Below are 16582 nucleotides of genomic sequence, written 5' to 3'. Positions count from 1 at the left end.
CGGCGGGAGCCGGGCGGGACCTCCGGCCGCGGGTCAGAAGCGTTTGAAGAACTCCACCTCCCCCAGGGCCACCAGGCGGGACGGACGCTGCCCGTGGACGGTCCGGACCGTCAGCCGCAGCCGGGAGACGTCGCTCACCGTCAGCCGGACGGTCTGCTCGCCGGGCCGGTCCTCCAGGACCACGGTGCGTTCGCCGACCTTCCTGCCGCCCTCGTCCCAGGCGGTGACGGTCAGCGAGGCAGGACGCGCCTGCCGGAGGTACTCGTCGGCGCGGTCCGAACTGCCGGAGTGGAAGAGGAGGTCGGTCAGCCGGAAGGGGGCGGCGAAGGACGCCTCCAGCCACTGGCCGTCCGGCGCCCGGTCCGCGGCCGGCGCCCAGTAGCGGTTCCAGGCGCCGTCCACCGCCAGTTCCGCCGGATGGCCCGCGGCGGAACTGGACGCCCGTACCGACTCCGGGCGCACGGACGACGGTTTGCTGAACCGGTCCCGCACCGCGTTCACGGCCGAGGGGCCGTGGACGGTGGCGACCCATGCGAGGGCGGCCAGCGCGAGCAGCAGGGCCAGCCAGGTGAGCGGTCGCCGCAGCCGTCCGGACGGACCGCGCCTGCGGGCCTCGCGACGCCGCAGCAGCCGCTTCCACCAGGGCGGTCCGGCCTGGACGGACGGACTGTCCAGCGGGGTGCCGCAGCGGCGGCAGAACGAGCGTCCGGCCGGGTTCGCGGTGCCGCACTCCCGGCAGGATACGTCGTCCGCGGCGGCGACATGGTCGTCGACCACCTCCCGCACCCGGGGGCGCCGGACCGCCTCCCGGCCCGGGCGGACCGCCACCGGACGGGCCTCCGGCGACCCGGACGGGGCCGCGGGGTCCCGCCGCGGCCGGTCGCCGGACCGGGGCCGCGGGCGCGGGGTGCCGGCCGGCGCGGGCGCGAGCAGAGCGGCGGCCCGGGCGGCGTCCGCGCCGGGGACGGCCTCCCCGGCGTCACCGGAGGCGGAGCTCCGGTCCTCGCCGGTGTCTCCCGGCGTGCCCTCGGGGTCCCCCGGGCCCTCCGGGGGCTGTGAAGCCCGCGCACCTTCCTCCGGCCCTCTTCCCGCTCCTCTTTCCGGCTCCCCTCCGGGGGGCTCCTCCGGCACGGCGGGAGGGCCTGTTTCCGGTCCCGCCGACGGAACCGTCCCGCTCCCGGCGGCGGGGCCCTCCTCCGGTGCGGAGCCGGTGGCGGAAGAGGAGCGTGTCACCGGCGCTCCGGCGGAGGCGGGCGCGGGGCCGGGACCGGCCCCCGGGGCCGCGGAACCGTCCGGGAGACCGGCGGCGGGCGGCGGTGACGGGGCCCCTCCGGGCCGGGGCGGTTCCGGCGGCGGGCCCGGTGAGAGGGCCGGCCCGCCGCTCGTGCCGCCGTCCGGACGCTCCGGCGGGCCGGGCTCCGGCTCCGCCGCGGCCGCGGCAGAGCCGGTGGCGGCGGGCCGGGAACCGCTCCAGTCCAGGAAGGCCCCGCACTCGCCGCAGAAGAAGTCCCCGCCGCCCACCGCCGCGCCGCACTGCTCACAGGTCGTCATCCGGCCGCCCTCCCCGCCACGCGGCGCGCTGCCGCCGCGCGCCGGCCTCTTCCGCCGTGCCCCGTCTCCGCGTACGGGACCTCACCGCTTCCCACCGCTTCCCACCGCTGCTCACCGCTCCTCACGGCCCGCCGGCTCGATCGTGTAGGGCACATGGGCCGGACGGCCGGCGTCGACGAGGGCCGTCAGCCGTGCCATCGGCGGCGTGCCGGGGCCGTCGCCCCGCACCCGCACCCGGAGGAAGGGCTCCGGGGATCCCGGCAGGTCACCGCCCGGCGCCGCCGACCAGGCGGCACCCCCGCTGTCGGTGACCTCCACCTCCACACCGAGGGACTCCCGCACCTGCTCGGCCAGCCCGTGCGCCGTACCGCGCAACCGGTGCAGTCCCACCGCCCCCGCCACCGCCCGGCGGCGCTCGGCGAGCGGCCGGCTCTCGTCCACGTCGGCCGCGACCCAGCCCGCGAGCCACCGGAGGAAGTCCTCGGGGGCCAGACGGGGGTCCCAGTAGGCCTCCAGACAGTCCAGGACGGCCAGCACGGGGGCCAGGACCTCGTCGAAGGCCGAGACGAACCGCTGCGCGAAGGCGTCCTCGGCGTAGGGGGCGGGCAGCCGCGCGCCGAAGGGGTGCGGCGAGGGCAGTCCCTCGGTCCCCAGGCGCCGGGAGGTGTGTTCGTCCGGCGCCGGACGCGGATCCCTCGCCGTCTCCGCCGCCGCCTCCGTCACCGCTCCTCCTCCACCCTGATCTGGTGCCGGTAGGAGAAGACCAGCGCGTGGCGTTCCAGGTCGATCCGGTCACCCACGTCGCTGCGCTCCCCGGTGAGGGGATTCGCGGCGAAGAGCCGGAGGTCGTCGACCAGTTCCACGCCGGGGACGTTCTGCAGCACCGAGTGGGCCTCGCCGGTCTGCACGGGACGGCCGAAGGGCCAGCCGTCGCCGTCGGGGCCGCCCACCACGGGGTTGAGGTAGCGGTAGAGGGCGTCCTGCGCCCGCTCCCGCAGCCGGCCGGCCGGGACACCGGGTGCGGCGACGAGCCGTGCCACCACGGTGACGCCCTGGTAGAAGGGCGGCTGGACCAGCAGCCGGGCGCCGATCGCGCGGCGCGCGTCGAGATGGGCGGCGATGCCCGCGAGCATCTCGTCGGGAGGCACCAGCTGCTCGAAGCGCAGCCGGTCGCCGGTTTCGGCGACCACCTCGGGCACCACGAGCACCCGCACCCCGCCGGCCTCGGCGGCGTCCTCGGCGGGAACGCAGCGGATCCGGGCGGCCGACGGGGCGGCCTGGCGGGCGATCAGCTCGTAGTCGGAGGCCGTCACGGCGCGGTCCTGGGCACGCAGCTGGAGCGGGGCGCGCAGCCTGGCGCCCGCAACGGTCTCGCCGTCGACCCCGCCCGAGGCGGCCTGACGGTTCTCCACCCGGGACACGTACGGGATGGAGGTGCGCAGCACGCTCAGCGTCCCGCGGGCGACGTTCCCGGACCGTCCGCCGCCGGTGCGGTAGCGGCGCACCCGGATCCGCGCCCCCCTGGGGGGCACCGCGCCGTAGTGGCGCAGCGAGCCGTCGGGCTCCCGCACGGCGGGGCCGAAGGAGACCTCCCCGGTGGTCGGGTCGAGACGGACGTGGCGGTCGCCGGGGAGCGAGTCGCCGAAGGAGTCGACCCGGGTCCACTCCTGCCAGCCGCCGCCGTCGGAGACCTCCAGCACGAAGGGGCTGCCGTCGGCGACCACGGGGGGCCTGCCCACCGTGAACCGCTGCCCGGGCGTGCCCCCGGAGTCCCCGAGGACCTCCCCGTCCACGGTCTCGGCGTGCACCGCCTGCGTGGTGCCCCCGACGGTGAACGCCTCGACGCCGCGGACGGTGGGTGAGGCGGAGTAGAACGGCTGACCCTCCTCGGCCGGCACCACCCGGCAGCGCAGCCAGCCCGCCCGGCGTCCGGCGAGCGAGGTTTGGGCGTGGCTCGCGGGCACGTGCAGGACCACGTCGCCGGGCCGGTTGAGCCCGCCGGTGGTGTCCTCGTCCACCTCGCAGGGCCGCCACTCGGAGCCGTCGTGGGCCTCCCAGCGCAGCGGGGGCTGGCGCGGGTCGACGCCGACGCCCTCGACCCGGCTGTCCAGCCGCAGGACCACGGCGCAGCCGGGCACCGCGGCGGAGAGCCCGACGAGCATGCTGTCCCCGGGGGCCGGGGCCTCGGCGAAGCAGGTGACGTCCTGTCCGTGCAGGACCAGGTCGGTGCGCTCCACGGGCCGTCCGTCCGCCGCCTCGGTGAGGAGATGGGTGAACTCGCAGGGCACCACGGTGAGGTCGGCCGTGGTGGCGAAGACCCGCGCCTCCTCGGTCTCGGTGCGGTCCGTGGCGATCTCGGTCCCCTCGTGGAGCACCACCGGCCCGGGCTGCGGGGCGGAGAGCCAGAACGTGACCTCCGTCCGGGCGGGTACCGGCGGGAAGAGCGTGATGCCGAGGAGGTCGAGGAAGGCCAGGTGGTTCTTGTCCGGCACCCGGTTGAGCCGGTAGAGGAGCTGGTCCGTCATGTGGGCGAACGCCTCGATGAGGGTGACACCGGGGTCGGAGACGTTGTGGTCGGTCCACTCCGGGCAGCGCTGCTGGACGAACCGCTTGGCGTCGTCGACGAGCTGCTGGAAGCGGCGGTCGTCGAGGTTGGGGGAGGGCAGGGCCATCAGCGGGCCTCCCCCCGGTCGTCGGGCCCGGCCGCCGCGGCGGCCCCGTGCGAGGGGATCACGTAGAAGGGGAACACCAGGTTGCGCGGGTCGTTGGTGCCGCGGTGGACGTAGTGGATGTCGATGTAGAGGGTGCCGGGCCGCCGGGTGTCGGGGACGACGCCGACCTCGGTGACCTCGATCCGCGGTTCCCAGCGGTCCAGGGCCCGGCGCACCTCGTAGGAGAGGGCCCCGGCGGTGTTCTCGTCGGCGGGGGCGAAGACGTGGTCGTGGATCCCGCAGCCGAACTCCGGCCGCATGGGGCGCTCGCCCGGCGCGGTGGCCAGGATGAGCCGGACGGACTCGGCGATCTCCCGGTCGCGCGAGACCAGGGCGATGCCCCCGGTGGGACCGGTACGCAGGGGGAAGGCCCAGCCCGCCCCGATGAACTGCTCGGCCATCAGTTGATCTCCACGATCCTGGCGTTCACCGAACAACTGGTGCCGCCGTTCAGTTCCATGCCTCTTCTGGCGTTCACCGAGACCGACCGGCCGGTCAGCTTCAGCTCGCCGCTCCCGGCGTCCAGGGTGATGCCCCGTCCGGTGACCGTGACCTCCTGTTGCGCGGAGACGGTGACCTTGCCGTCGCTGTGCACGGTGATCACCGTGTTCTGCTGGTCCAGATGGACCGAGAGCCGGTCCCGGTGGGTGCGCAGCCGTACGCCGGCGGGGCCGGGCACGGCGTCCAGCAGCTCGACCCGGTGGCCGCCGCGGGAGGCGAAGGACCGCCGGTTGACCCTGCCGCTGCGGCCGTCCACCAGCGCCAGGGAGTCCGGAGTGGGCTTGTCGACCCCGTTGTAGAGCCCGCCGATCACATAGGGCCGGTCGAGCAGCCCCTGCTCGAAGGCGACCAGGACCTCGTCGTTCACCTCCGGGCTGAAGACCCCGCCGCCGCCCGTACCGCCCAGCTGGACGGTGCGCACCCAGTCGGTCACGTACGCCTTCTCCCGTCCCGAGTCGTCCGACAGCCAGGGCAGCTTCAGCCGCACCCACCCCTGGTTCCGGTGCTCGCGCGGCGCCTGCACATCGGTGACGACGCCGACGGCGACCCCGGGGACGCGAGGGGAGCGGGCCGCGGCGGACGCGCCCGAGACCAGCCCGTACGGGGTGCGGTCCTGACGCCCGCTGACGGTGACCCAGGTCTCGTAGCCGGCGCCCGGCCGGTAGGTGTGCCGGCTCGCGGTGACGGTGTACTTGCCGTCGAAGGGCTTGCCCGCGCGGTCCAGGAGGACCGGCGTGCCGACCCGCAGCCGGGGGTTGCCCAGTACCACGACCTCCAGTTCGGCCACGGAGTCGGCCAGTTCGGCGGCGGCCGCGGTGGACACCGCCTTCACCTCGGCGTCGGTCCGGTACGGGAAGTCGGTCAGCAGCGTCTCGGAGGGCCGGGAGCGCTCGAACGGCGCGACCGCGTCCGGGGGCGTGAGGCCGATCCGCAGCCCGTCGCCGGCCGTCACCTTCCGCTGGGCGTGCAGGCTCTTCTTCCGCTTGACGTCCCAGCCGCGCACCGCCACCTGGGCGGTCTGGTTCACGGCGGTCACCGAGGAGCGGACGAAGAGCACGTTCTCACCCATCTCGATGCCGACCGGGCTCTCCCTGACCGCGCCGGAGGGATTGGGGGCCGAGGCGGCGGGCACCGGGGCGCGGAAGAAGAACTTCCCGTCCTTCACGCCCATCTCGCGGTCGTTCTCCCCGGCGAGTTCGGCGAGGAACTCCCAGTCGGTCACATTGGCCTGGGTCCGCAGCGGATAGGCGGTGGCGGTCGGGTCGATCCGGCCCACCGGGACGCCGGCCGCCGCGGCCACCTCCCGGGCGATCTCGGACGCCTTCCGGCCGACGAAGCCCCGCACCCGGCGGCCGCGCTGCAGCCGGTGGGAGCGGTCCATCGCCCGTATGGTGGTGAAGCTGCCCTCCCCCTTGTCGTACTCGGCCTCCAGCGACACCACCTCGCCGTCGAACAGCGGGAGCTCCCCGGAGCCGTCACCGGGTTTGACGTGGACCGTGAGCGGTCTGCCGATCCTGATGCCGGTGTCCTGCAGGAGTTTGCGGTGCGGGTCGGGGAAGCGCAGCTGTGCCACGGCCGGCAGGGTGTTGCTCTCCTCAACGTCCACCCGGAGCTGCGTCTCGTCCCAGGGCGGGAGCAGCGATTCGGGTGCCCGGACGACGAAGGTGTTGGTGTTCTCGCCGACGGTCATCGGTCACCTCGCCTCGAGTTCGTCCGCCGACGGGACCAGGAGCTCCGCGCCGGGGCGCAGCCGCAGCGGGTCGTCGATCCCGTTGGCCTCGGCGATCAGCCGCCAGGCCGTCGGGTCGCCGTACTCCTCGTGGGCGAGGGCCTCCAGCGAATCGCCCGCCACCAGCCGGTGCGTGCGGTGGGCGCCGGGCGAGCCGGAGGTGGGGTTCTGGCGGGGCGTCGGGTCGCCGGCCTCGGTGAGCTGAATGGCGCAGGTGGCCCGCAGCGGGGTGCCGTCGGAGTCGAAGAGCGAGTAGGAGGCGTTGACCTCCTCCAGGTAGCCGAAGAAGGACACGCTGTCGAACGATCCCCAGGAGAACTTCACCCGCGGTGCCGACGCCGCCTTGGCCGCGATGCTCCGGGCCGTGGGCACGCACCAGCTCAGCAGGGTCTCCACGGCCTTCTGGACGCTGGTGTCATGGGTGGCGGTGGCGTCCAGGAACAGCTCGACGCCCAGCCGCCGCGGCAGTGAGCCGGTGAACTCCGGTACGCCCACCTGCCGGGCGCTCCGGGCCCGGTGGCGGATCCACTGCGCGCCCTTGCTCAGGGTGAGGGCCTCGGGGTTGAACTGGAACGAGATCGGGGACCCCAGCATCGCGCCGGGCGGCCTGCCGGGCTTCTTGGGTGGCTCGTACGCCGTCAGCCTGGCACGTGCCCGAGTGGCCATCGCGCGTTTCCTTCCGCTTGTGGTTCCGCTCTTCTCGCCGCTCGTCTCCCCGGGGACCGGCCGGACGGCCGGACGGAGGGTCACAGGAAGCCGTGGTGGGCCAGCTCGATGCTCTCGGTCGCCACCTCCGAGCGGGACGGGTCGAACGACGGACCGGTCCAGCCCACCACCACCACGTCCCGCAGGGACCACTGGACGATGGTCTCGCTCAGGTTGGGCCGCAGCGCCGTGATCTGCGCGGTGCCGCGGGTGACCTGCTGCGGCAGCGAGGCGAGGAACTGCGTCACCCGGGCCGAGTCGGCGGTCAGGGGCCGGGTGAGGGTGACGGCCGGGTAGGTGATCCGGGACGGGAGCTGCCAGACGAAGTCGTTGTTGCCCCCCTCCACCCGCCGCTCGACCTCGACCTCGACGCCGAGCCCCGTGCAGGTGTTGAACGGGCCGAGGTCGATGCCGTCGATCTGCAGTCTGAAGTGGACGCTCGTGCCCGGATCCGTGGTGGACATGGTGCGCTCTCTCCGTCCTCTCGGGCGTTCCGGCCCCTGTGGCCGGCTCGGTCGTCCCGGTGCCGTGCTTCCCGGTGCCGGGCCATCGGCGGGCGCCGGCCGCGGGGGTCACCGTCCACCGTCCAGCAGCCGTCCGGCACGCTCCCGGCCGAGCCGCAGCTCGGCCCGGAACAGCCTGCCCAGCGGGCCGACGAGCCGGTGGGCCAGCGCGTCGATGTGCTGGGGGTCCAGGGCCCGCAGGACCGTGTCCCCGTCCGGCACCGCCGGGGCACCGCCGGTCCCGGCCCCCGCGACGACGGCGACGGTGTCCGGGGCCGCGTCGGCGTCCGGCGGGGCCCCGGGGGTGGACGGCCGGTCCGGTGACCCGGGCACGGCACGCTGGACGGCCGTCCGGGCGGTGCCCGCGGGACGGTTCGTGCCTGCCCGGGGAGCGCCGCCGGCCGACGGGGAGGCGGTGGTGGGGGAGACGGGACGGGCCGGTCCGGGGTCCGGCACCGGTACGGCGGCCGCCGGGGACCCGGTGAGAGCCCGCCGGGCCACGACGACCGTGGGCGGCGCCGCACCACCGGTACCGCTCGCCGGTGCGGCGGGCACGCCCGGCGCCGGTGGTGTCGCGGCGCCGCCCGGCGGGCCCGGCGGGCGGGTGTTCGGCGGGGTCGGTGGGGTCGGTGGCCGGCCCGTCGGCGGGTGGGGGACCGTGGCCGGTCCCGCCGTGCGGGGGGCCGCCGGGCCCGTGGCCGGCGCGGTGCGGTGCGGGGTGGCCGACTCCGGGCCGGGACGGGCCGGACCGGTGGGCGCACCCGGACGCTGCACGGTGGCGCCGGCCGCGGGTGAGGGCGGTACGGCCGCCCGTGGTGGGGCGGTGGGCGTGCCGGGCCGCCCGGAGCCGGACGGACCGGCCGGCTCCCGGCCGGTCGCCGCGGGGCCGTCGGCGGGGGCCCGGCGCGGGGCGCGCGGGCCGGTGCGGCGCAGTGCCCGCCGCAGGATCCCCGGACCCCGGCCCCGGTCCCCCGGTGCGGCGCCGGGGGGAGCGGTGGACGGGCCGGTGTCCCCGGCGCCGGCTCCGGCCGGAACCGGAGCCGGGGACACCGGAAGGGCGCCGGGCGGCTCCGTCGCGGCGGAGCTCCGGCCGCCTCCAAAGCGGCCGCCCCGCGCGGGCGGCCCCGGGACGTCCGTGTCCGGGCGTGCCGCACCGGGGCGCTCCCGGCGCAGGGGGACCACCGCCGGGCCGGCCCGCTGGACGGCGGGGGCCGTGCCCGGCACGGTGTCCGCGCCCAGCACCGGCCGCACCGGGCGGTCGCCGAGCAGCCGCAGCACCCGTACGGGCGCTCCGGGCGACGGTGCGCCGGCCGGTACCGGGTGCTTTCCGTCCCTTCCGCCGCCGCTCTCCTCCGCCGGCTTCCCTGCCGGGTCGGCCTCGCTCCCGCCTCCGGCCGCGGTGCGCGGCCGGGGCAGTGGCAGCGCCCCGTCCGCGGCTCCCGGGGCCGGTGCGTCCGCCGGGTCCCGGACCGGCGCGTCCGGGCCGGGGCCCGGACGCCGTGTCCGCTGAGGTGCCCCGCTGCCGGTCCGCTGTCCGGGGCCCTCGGCGCCGATGGTCGGGCGGATTCGGGCGACGGACTCCGCCGCGTCCGCCCCCGCCGCGTCCGCCCCCGCCGCGTCCGCCCCCGGCGCGGCCGGCTCCGTGGCGGTGGGCCCGCCCGGTGCCGTCGGCGGGGATGTGGTGGTGGAGGCGTCCCGGACGGGCCCCGCGCTCCGGGCATCGCGGGGCGTCCGCTGGACGGCCGGGGTACCGGGCTGTCCGGTCCGGTCCGGTCCCGCCGGCTGCTCCGGACGCGCCGTGTCCCGGGGATGGCCGGCCGACCGCGCCGGGTGCGGAGCCGGAGACGAGGGGGGCGGGGGAGAGGAGGAGACGGGGCCGGGCCCGGCCGGCCCCGGCCCCGGCCGGGGCGGGGAGGGCGGAGGCGGCGGTGCCGACCGGTGGGGGCCCGGAGACGTGCCGGCGCCGGGCGGTTCCGTGCCCGGGGCCGGCCGGGACGGGAGGTGCCGGGCCGTTCCCCCGAGAGGCTCGCCCAGACCGGGGCGTACGGGCCCGTCCGGCCCCGGGGAGAGGGGAAGGGCCGGGGGCTCCGTCCGCTGTGGCGCGGCCGGTGCGGAAGGGCGCCGGGCCACTGTCGGGCCGGGCACCGGGCCCGGAACCGGGGCGGTCCGGCCGTCCGGCCGGGGTGCGGCGGAGGGCGGCAGCCCGGGCAGGGGGGCACCGAGGCCCGTCCTGGACTCCGGTGCCGGGGGCTCGGCGGCGGCCGGCCCGGCCGGTTGTCCGGCATCCGGACCCGGCCGGACACCCGTCCCGGGCTCCGCCGGGCCGGGAGACCGGTCACCGGCCCGGTGCCCGGTGCCTCCCGAGCCGACCCTCTCCGTGCCGGCAGCCGGGAGGGAACGGTCCGGTCCTCTTCCCGCGCCTGCGCCGGCGGGGGGCGTCGGTCCGCCGGCGGCACCACGGCGGGGAGGCAGGACCGCGAGCCGGCGGGCCGGCACTGCCGCCGGGCGGGCCGTGGTCAGCGGGAGCCGGGAGGGCCGGGCGGGCCCGGGAGCCGGGGCGCGGCTCACGGTGAACCGCGGAAGCCCGGTGCCGGAAGCCGCCGCCGGACGGGCGGCGGGACTCCGGCCGGCCGTCTCCGCTGCCTCGGCGGAGCCCGGCCCGGGCGTCCGGCCGGGTCCGGGTGCCGGACCGGACGCCTGCCCGGCCTCCGCCGCCGTACCGCCCCGGCGGTGTGTCAGTTCCGTGTCCACCACGCGCCGCACGGGCGTGCCGGCCGTCCGCCGGGCGACGGTGTGCACCAGCCCCGAGGGGGCCAGTGGATCGACGAGGTGTCCGAGTTCGCCCCGGAACGCCGGTGTCCGGTGGGCGGGCAGCCCGGCGCGGAAACCGAGCGGGTCGGACACCAGGGGCTGCTCTGCCACGGTGCGCCGCGGTGGCGGTACGGCCCGCCACCCGCCGTCCGCCGGGAGACGGGAGGCGGTGCCGGCGGCCTCCGGCGTGCCGGTGGTCTCCGGCGCGCCCGCGGCGGGAGCCGGGTCGGTCGCCGGGCGCCGGGAGCGCCGGAGGCCCAGACGGTGCCGCAGTGCCACGTTCGGTCACTCACCCCTCGTTGACACGTGTGTTGATCCGGGCGATCTCGCGGACCCAGCGGACCCGCTCGGCGTGGGGCAGATCGAGGATCTGCTCCCGCGACCAGTGGAAGTGGTAGGCGATGTACGCGGTCTCCTCGTAGAGCCGGTCGGCCGCGTACGTCACGATTCCCCCAGGCGCCCACCCGCCAGATCGACCTCGAAGGAGGAGTCGCACTCGGGACAGGTCACCGCGGCCCGGGTGTGGCCCTCGGCGTTGATCCGCCGGTAGAAGTCCTGGAGGAAGGCCAGGTCAGAGGCGAAGAACTTCTCCACCACGCCGCCGTGCACATCGGTGACCGTCCCGATCCGGGTGATCACCAGACCGAGCAGCACCACCGACAGATAGGCCGGGTTCTCCTTCACCCGCAGGTCGGCCAGGGGCAGCAGCTCGTCGCGGGCGGTGGCCAGCCGCATCGCGCCGTGCCGGTGGACGGTGCCCGACTCGTCCACGTAGCCGCGCGGCAGCTCGAACTCGAACTCGGTCCTGATCGGTTCCGCCGCCGCCCGCGGCGGGCCGGCCGGTCCGGTGGGGAAGGGGTCGGAGTCGGTGCCGCCGGGAGGCGGGGGAGCGGCACCGGAGGCGCTGCGTCGCATCAGTTGAACTCGATGTCCTCGAAGACGATGGTGACCCGCTCGGTGGCCGGCTGGGCGTCGCCGGCCTTCAGACCGGGCCCCTCCCAGCGCTGGGCCCAGGCGTTCTTGAGGTTGATCGTCCGTTCCTGGCCGCCGGCGGAGTCGGTGAAGATGATGCTCAGCTGCTCGCGGGCCGAGTCGACGTCGCCGTCCTGGAAGGTCTTCTTGATCCACTCGGTGAAGGAACTGGCCTGGTCCATGCCCCGGGTGATGGTGACCTCACCGCCCTTGCGGGCGCCGGGGAGCTTCCGGATCAGCAGCTGGCCCTGCTGGGTGACCTGGGTGACCTCGATGCTGTCCAGCTCCATGGACAGTCCGCTGACCTCCTGGACGGTCTCCACCTGGACACCGCCGAGCTGGACCTTGAACTTATGTGTGGCGAGCGTGTCGCCGGTCTCCTGTGCCATGTGCCGTTGCCGCCTTTCCCCGCCGCCGACGGGAGTGCTGGGGAGGTGAGAGAAGAGAGGGGGGAGGGGGTCACTCGTTGACGAGACTGGTGCTGTCGGAGAACTGGGCCAGCCGGAAGACCACGAACTCGGCGGGTTTCACGGGGCAGACCCCGATCTCGCAGATCACCTGACCGGAGTCGATGGTCTGCGGGGTGTTGGTCTCGGAGTCGCACTTGACGTAGTACGCCTGGCCGGCGGTGGCGCCGAAGAGGGCCCCGCGGCGCCACTCCTCCATCAGGAAGGCGGAGATGTTGCGGCGGATGGTGCTCCACAGGTACTCGTCGTTGGGCTCGAAGACCACCCACTGGGTGCCCAGCAGGATGGACTCCTCCAGGTAGTTGAAGAGCCGCCGGACGTTGACGTACTTCCAGGCGGGGTCGGAGGACAGGGTGCGGGCGCCCCAGATCCGGATGCCGCGCCCGGGGAACGCCCGGATGCAGTTGACCCCGATCGGGTTGAGCAGGTCCTGCTCGCCCTTGGTGACGAGGGTCTGCAGCTCGACGGCGCCGCGCACCACCTCGTTGGCCGGTGCCTTGTGCACCCCGCGCTCGGTGTCGTTCCTGGACCACACGCCCAGGACGTGACCGCTCGGCGGCATGAAGCGGTTCTGGCCGGTCGCCGGGTCGAAGACCTTGATCCAGGGGTAGTAGAGCGCGGCGTACTTGGAGTCGTAGCCGGCTCCCTCCTGCCGCCACTCCCGCACCTGGCGCGGTGTCATCTCGGGCAGCGGGTCGAGCACGGCCAGCCGGTCGCCCATCAGCTCGCAGTGGGCGATCATGGCGAGCTGGACGGTCTTGACGCCCTCCTCGTCGATCAGCCCCGACTGGTAGGCGGCCATCAGATCGGGCACGGCCAGCATGGTGATCTCGTCGATCGCCTCCAGCCCGCCGAACCCGGTGCGGTCGTCGGCGTCCCCGATGTACTCCCGCGGTCCGACCTCGGCCGGCAGCGCCTCGCCGGTGCCGGGTTCCGGGGCGGCGGCGGGGACGGACACGCTCTGCTTGCGCGGCCGGGCCGCCGTGCCCGTGCCGCCCTCGGTGACCACGATCAGGGCGGACTTCTCCCGCACCTGGCCGACCACGTAGTTCTTGGCGTTCTTCCTGGCCGAGACGTCGAACCGCTCGGCCTCCTTGCCGCCCTGCCGGACGACCAGGGCGAAGTGGTCGTCGGCGGCGTCCTCCGCGTCCGGGTCGGTCACCTCGACGGTGAGGTCGGTGCCGGCGCCCGGCCGGGCCGCGACCCGGAAGGAGCCCAGCGCCACCGGTTCCCCGGCGGGAAGCTCCTTGGCCCGGCCGCCGGACCCCCGGGTGCCGCCCGCCTTGCCGTCCGTCCCGCCGTCCGCCCGGCCGCTCCGGTCGCCGACCCGGACGACATAGGCGATGCCGCCGCCGTTGGCGAAGAAGCCGTAGACCGAGTGGGCCAGGTACGACCCGTCGACGAAGTCGCCGAACGTCTGGGTGAACTGGCTCCAGTTCGTCACCAGCGTCGGCGTGTGGAAGGGCCCCTTCTCGGCGAAGCCCACGAAGGCGGCGACGGAGGTCCCGACCGACTCGATCGGACGGGGCCCGCCCGGCGCCTCCTCCACGTAGACGCCGGGTGACAGATACGACGGCATTCCTGCTCCTCTTCGAGGGGGCAAACCGGTTCGCTCCGCAGCCTCACCCACGCGCGGCCCCGGCGAGAACGGCCGACGGGGCACCTGAACGGCGCAGGGCCGGATGCCCGAAGGGGCACGGCGGGGACAGACCGCGACCGCGGCCCGCCCGGAGTGCCGTCAGCCCTCCTGCCGCCCTACCGGGTACGGGGCGAACTCGCCGGCCAGGACCAGCCGTCCGAGCTTGCGGTACTCGCGCTGCACGGCGGTCACCAGATCGGCCGTGCGCAGCGCCCGGCGGGTCTCCGCCGCCAGGTAGGCGGCGGTCACCGCGCAGGCCCGGATCGATCCGCCGGCCAGCTCGAAACGGGCGCAGAAGTCCAGGTCGAGGTCGTCGGCACGCGGCACGACGGGACCCAGGCAGCGGTCCCACAGCGCCCGGCGCAGGGCGGCGTCGGGCAGCGGGAAGTCCACGACCACGTCCAGCCGCCGGGTGAAGGCCTCGTCGAGGTTGGCGCGCAGATTGGTGGTGAGCACGGCGATGCCGTCGAAGGACTCCATCCGCTGGAGCAGATAGGCGCTCTCCAGGTTGGCGTAGCGGTCCCGGGCGTCGGAGACCTCCGAGCGCTTGCCGAAGACGGCGTCCGCCTCGTCGAAGAGCAGCACCCCGTTGACCTCGGCCGCCTCGGTGAAGATGCGCTCGAGGTTCTTCTCCGTCTCACCCACGTACTTGTCCACCACCGAGGAGAGGTCCACCACGTACAGGTCGAGGCCGAGATCGGCCGCGACCACCTCGGCGGACATGGTCTTGCCGGTGCCCGAGTCGCCGGCGAAGAGCGCCATCACCCCCCGGCCCCGTCCGCCGCCCGGACGCATCCGCCACTCGCCCAGCACCCGGTCGCGGTGCCGGGCGCGCAGCGCCAGCTCGCCGAGCTGCGCGGCCGTGTCCCCGGGCAGCACCAGGTCCTCCCAGCCGACGGACGGCTCCACCCGACGTGCCAGCCGCTCCAGGCCGGCGGCGTTCTGCGCCCGCACACCGGAGAGCAGATGGCGCGCGGAGACCGGACCGCCGTCCTCGGCCAGGGCCTGCCGCCGGGCGGTGCGGGCGGCCCGGCGCACCTGGTCGGGACCGAGCAGGAAGGGGGCGAGCGCCGCGGCCGGTTCGGTGCCGGGGGCGAGCGGGGCGCCGTCCAGCGCGTCCCGCCACAGCGCCGCCCGCTCGGCGGCGGTGAGCGGGGGCGCCGCCAGCGGCAGCGGGCCGTCCTCGGCCCACAGCGGGTCCCAGCCGCACCGGCCGGTCAGCAGGACGGGCACGGGCAGGCCCGCCAGCGTACGCAGCAGCCCCGCCGGCCCCGGGGGCCCGGCACCGGCACCGGACCCCGCGCCCGCACCGGCGAGGGCGTCGACGGGGCCCGCCACCACCCCCGCCCCCCGCAGCCGGGCCTCCCGGGCCAGCGCGCGCAGCGCCGCCCCGGGGTCCGGCCCGGCGGCCAGCGCCGCGAGGTCCAGACCGAGGGCGGGACGTCCGTCGGCGGCCAGGGCGGCGGCGGCCAGGCAGGCGGCGGAACCGCCGGCCCGTTCCCGCAGGTACACCAGTCGTACGCCGTCCCGCAGCGCGTCGCCCAGCCGGTCGGCCCGCGGCGAGGGCAGCGCGGTCAGCGGGACGAGCAGTCCGCGCAGCCGGGGATCGGGCGTGTCGTCCCCCAGCAGGTGCGCGGCCACCCGGTCGGGTACGCGCAGCGAGCGGGAGAGGAAGGGCCGGTCCTCCTCCTCGACCAGCAGCAGCCCGCCGTCCACCAGCGGCGCGCCCGGGGCGAGCCGGGCCCGGGCCGCGGTGTGCAGCGGCCCGGCGCCGGCCAGTTCCAGGGCGAGCCCGATGCCGGCGCGGCGCCGGGTGACATCGTCGTTGAGGTAGCCGTACAGCTTCTCGAAGCGGCCGTCGAGGTCCGGGAGCAGGGCGATCAGCAGCAGCTCGACGTCCAGGGGCGTCAGCGCGAAGCCGCGGGCCAGCGCACGCAGGGGCAGCCGCGCTCCGGCGGCCTCGGCCTCGTCGGCGCGCGCCTCGGCCTCGTCGTGGGCCGCCCCGCCGGGGCCGGCTCCGGCGGGGGGCGGTTCCGGCGGGGCCGCGGCGAGGATCCGGTCCACGGCCTCCTCCGACAGGTACAGCCCCCGCATGGGGTCGTCGGGCCGGGGGTCGGTGCTGCGGCGTTCCCCGACGGCACGGCGGGCCCGTCGCTCGGTCGCCCGCAGCCGGGCGGTGAGATGGAGCAGCCCCGCCGGGGGCCCGCCCCCCGTCTGCTCCGGTTCCGTGCCCGTCTCCGGCCGGTCCTCCGTGGCGGCCGTCACCGGGGCACCGGCCCGGGCCGCGGACGGCGTGCGGCCTCACCGCGCGCCCGGCGCGTCCCGACCGGGACGGCCGGGGCGCCCGGCTCCTCCCGGTCGCCCTCGTAGCGGGGCCGCCGGACCTCCTCGCGGGCCGGCGCCTCCCGCGGGTCCCCGGAGACGTCGACGGCGCGCACCAGCAGCGCGTCGGTCACCGGCGGGGCGGTCACCCGGCGGCCGGCGGACAGCGGAGCGGTGACGACCAGGTCCAGGGACGGTTTCAGCTCCCCGCCGAGCGCGCTCCACACGTCGGCCAGCGCCCGTCCCTCGCCGGGCGGCCGGGCGATGTCGCACGGGACGGCGAGGCCGAGCGACCGCAGGGAGCCCGACAGCCGGCCGGCGGGCAGCACCGGATGGACCAGCAGCCCGGCGAGCAGCACCGACAGCAGCCGGTGCTCGTCCTGGGGCCGCTTGGTCCAGGCGGTGGCGAGATAGGACAGCGCGAACCAGCGGGGCGGCGAGTGGATCGCGACAGTCGTCCCGTCCGCGTCGTACTCGGGCACCCGGCCCTGCTGCCGGTGGGCGACGGACTCGCGGATGTCGTACAGGAAGAGGTTGACGGTGGGCGCGTTGCGCCGGGCCGCCCACTCCCTGGTGGGCGCCTCGAAGACGACCTCCACGCCGGTGCCGGCCAGGACGTCCTCGGTGAGCAGGGACTGCAGGGCATCGTCCACCTCGTGGATCACACGGTG

General features: G+C 76.3%; 14 protein-coding genes. All 14 read right to left on the bottom strand.

Annotated features, from left to right (window positions below; genetic code table 11):
- Positions 1–33 precede the first annotated feature (33 nt).
- Complete coding sequence (locus V1L54_RS12930) at positions 34–828, bottom strand: NADase-type glycan-binding domain-containing protein (RefSeq protein ID WP_330118113.1); 795 nt, start codon at positions 826–828, stop codon at positions 34–36.
- 834 nt (positions 829–1662) lie between these two features.
- Positions 1663–2274 (bottom strand): phage tail protein, encoded by a 612-nt coding sequence (locus V1L54_RS12925; RefSeq protein WP_330118112.1) that lies wholly within the window; start codon positions 2272–2274, stop codon positions 1663–1665.
- Positions 2271–4223: a putative baseplate assembly protein gene (locus V1L54_RS12920; protein ID WP_330118111.1), complete on the bottom strand. Its 1953-nt coding sequence runs from the start codon at positions 4221–4223 to the stop codon at positions 2271–2273. The genes V1L54_RS12925 and V1L54_RS12920 overlap by 4 nt, the downstream gene beginning before the upstream one ends.
- On the bottom strand, positions 4223–4663 hold the full coding sequence (locus V1L54_RS12915; RefSeq protein WP_330118110.1) for a GPW/gp25 family protein: 441 nt from the start codon (positions 4661–4663) through the stop codon (positions 4223–4225). Before V1L54_RS12915 ends, V1L54_RS12920 begins: the two co-directional genes overlap by 1 nt.
- Positions 4663–6453 (bottom strand): VgrG-related protein, encoded by a 1791-nt coding sequence (locus V1L54_RS12910; protein ID WP_330118109.1) that lies wholly within the window; start codon positions 6451–6453, stop codon positions 4663–4665. Before V1L54_RS12910 ends, V1L54_RS12915 begins: the two co-directional genes overlap by 1 nt.
- 3 nt (positions 6454–6456) lie before the next feature.
- Positions 6457–7158, bottom strand: a complete 702-nt coding sequence (locus V1L54_RS12905) for a CIS tube protein (protein WP_330118108.1) — start codon at positions 7156–7158, stop codon at positions 6457–6459.
- An 80-nt stretch (positions 7159–7238) separates the two neighbouring features.
- On the bottom strand, positions 7239–7661 hold the full coding sequence (locus tag V1L54_RS12900) for a phage tail protein (protein ID WP_330118107.1): 423 nt from the start codon (positions 7659–7661) through the stop codon (positions 7239–7241).
- A gap of 108 nt (positions 7662–7769) precedes the next feature.
- Entirely contained in the window at positions 7770–8033 is a 264-nt protein-coding gene (locus V1L54_RS12895; RefSeq protein ID WP_330118106.1) for a hypothetical protein, read from the bottom strand.
- Positions 8034–10800: 2767 nt separating this feature from the next.
- Entirely contained in the window at positions 10801–10956 is a 156-nt protein-coding gene (locus V1L54_RS12890) for a DUF6760 family protein (protein ID WP_330118105.1), read from the bottom strand.
- The gene (locus V1L54_RS12885) at positions 10953–11426 is read right to left on the bottom strand and encodes a hypothetical protein (RefSeq protein ID WP_330118104.1); all 474 of its coding nucleotides are present in this window, start codon (positions 11424–11426) and stop codon (positions 10953–10955) included. Before V1L54_RS12885 ends, V1L54_RS12890 begins: the two co-directional genes overlap by 4 nt.
- Positions 11426–11872, bottom strand: coding sequence for a phage tail protein (locus V1L54_RS12880; RefSeq protein WP_330118103.1), 447 nt, complete (start codon positions 11870–11872; stop codon positions 11426–11428). Before V1L54_RS12880 ends, V1L54_RS12885 begins: the two co-directional genes overlap by 1 nt.
- Positions 11873–11942: 70 nt before the next feature.
- A complete protein-coding gene (locus tag V1L54_RS12875) occupies positions 11943–13529 on the bottom strand; it encodes a phage tail sheath family protein (protein ID WP_330118102.1) in 1587 nt (528 codons plus the stop codon).
- Positions 13530–13688: 159 nt separating this feature from the next.
- The gene (locus V1L54_RS12870; protein ID WP_443076611.1) at positions 13689–15854 is read right to left on the bottom strand and encodes an ATP-binding protein; all 2166 of its coding nucleotides are present in this window, start codon (positions 15852–15854) and stop codon (positions 13689–13691) included.
- Entirely contained in the window at positions 15851–16576 is a 726-nt protein-coding gene (locus V1L54_RS12865) for a Pvc16 family protein (RefSeq protein ID WP_330118101.1), read from the bottom strand. The genes V1L54_RS12870 and V1L54_RS12865 overlap by 4 nt, the downstream gene beginning before the upstream one ends.
- Positions 16577–16582 lie beyond the last annotated feature (6 nt).

It is taken from the genome of Streptomyces rubellus (genome assembly GCF_036323805.1).
GTDB lineage: Bacteria > Actinomycetota > Actinomycetes > Streptomycetales > Streptomycetaceae > Streptomyces.
This window is presented reverse-complemented; position numbering and strand designations above follow the sequence as displayed.

Coding starts and splice junctions, on each gene's coding strand:
- V1L54_RS12920 (WP_330118111.1), bottom strand. CDS start 4,223: ATGGCCCTGCCCTCCCCCAACCTCGACGACCGCCGCTTCCAGCAGCTC.
- V1L54_RS12915 (WP_330118110.1), bottom strand. CDS start 4,663: ATGGCCGAGCAGTTCATCGGGGCGGGCTGGGCCTTCCCCCTGCGTACC.
- V1L54_RS12905 (WP_330118108.1), bottom strand. CDS start 7,158: ATGGCCACTCGGGCACGTGCCAGGCTGACGGCGTACGAGCCACCCAAG.
- V1L54_RS12875 (WP_330118102.1), bottom strand. CDS start 13,529: ATGCCGTCGTATCTGTCACCCGGCGTCTACGTGGAGGAGGCGCCGGGC.
- V1L54_RS12885 (WP_330118104.1), bottom strand. CDS start 11,426: ATGCGACGCAGCGCCTCCGGTGCCGCTCCCCCGCCTCCCGGCGGCACC.
- V1L54_RS12900 (WP_330118107.1), bottom strand. CDS start 7,661: ATGTCCACCACGGATCCGGGCACGAGCGTCCACTTCAGACTGCAGATC.
- V1L54_RS12880 (WP_330118103.1), bottom strand. CDS start 11,872: ATGGCACAGGAGACCGGCGACACGCTCGCCACACATAAGTTCAAGGTC.
- V1L54_RS12910 (WP_330118109.1), bottom strand. CDS start 6,453: ATGACCGTCGGCGAGAACACCAACACCTTCGTCGTCCGGGCACCCGAA.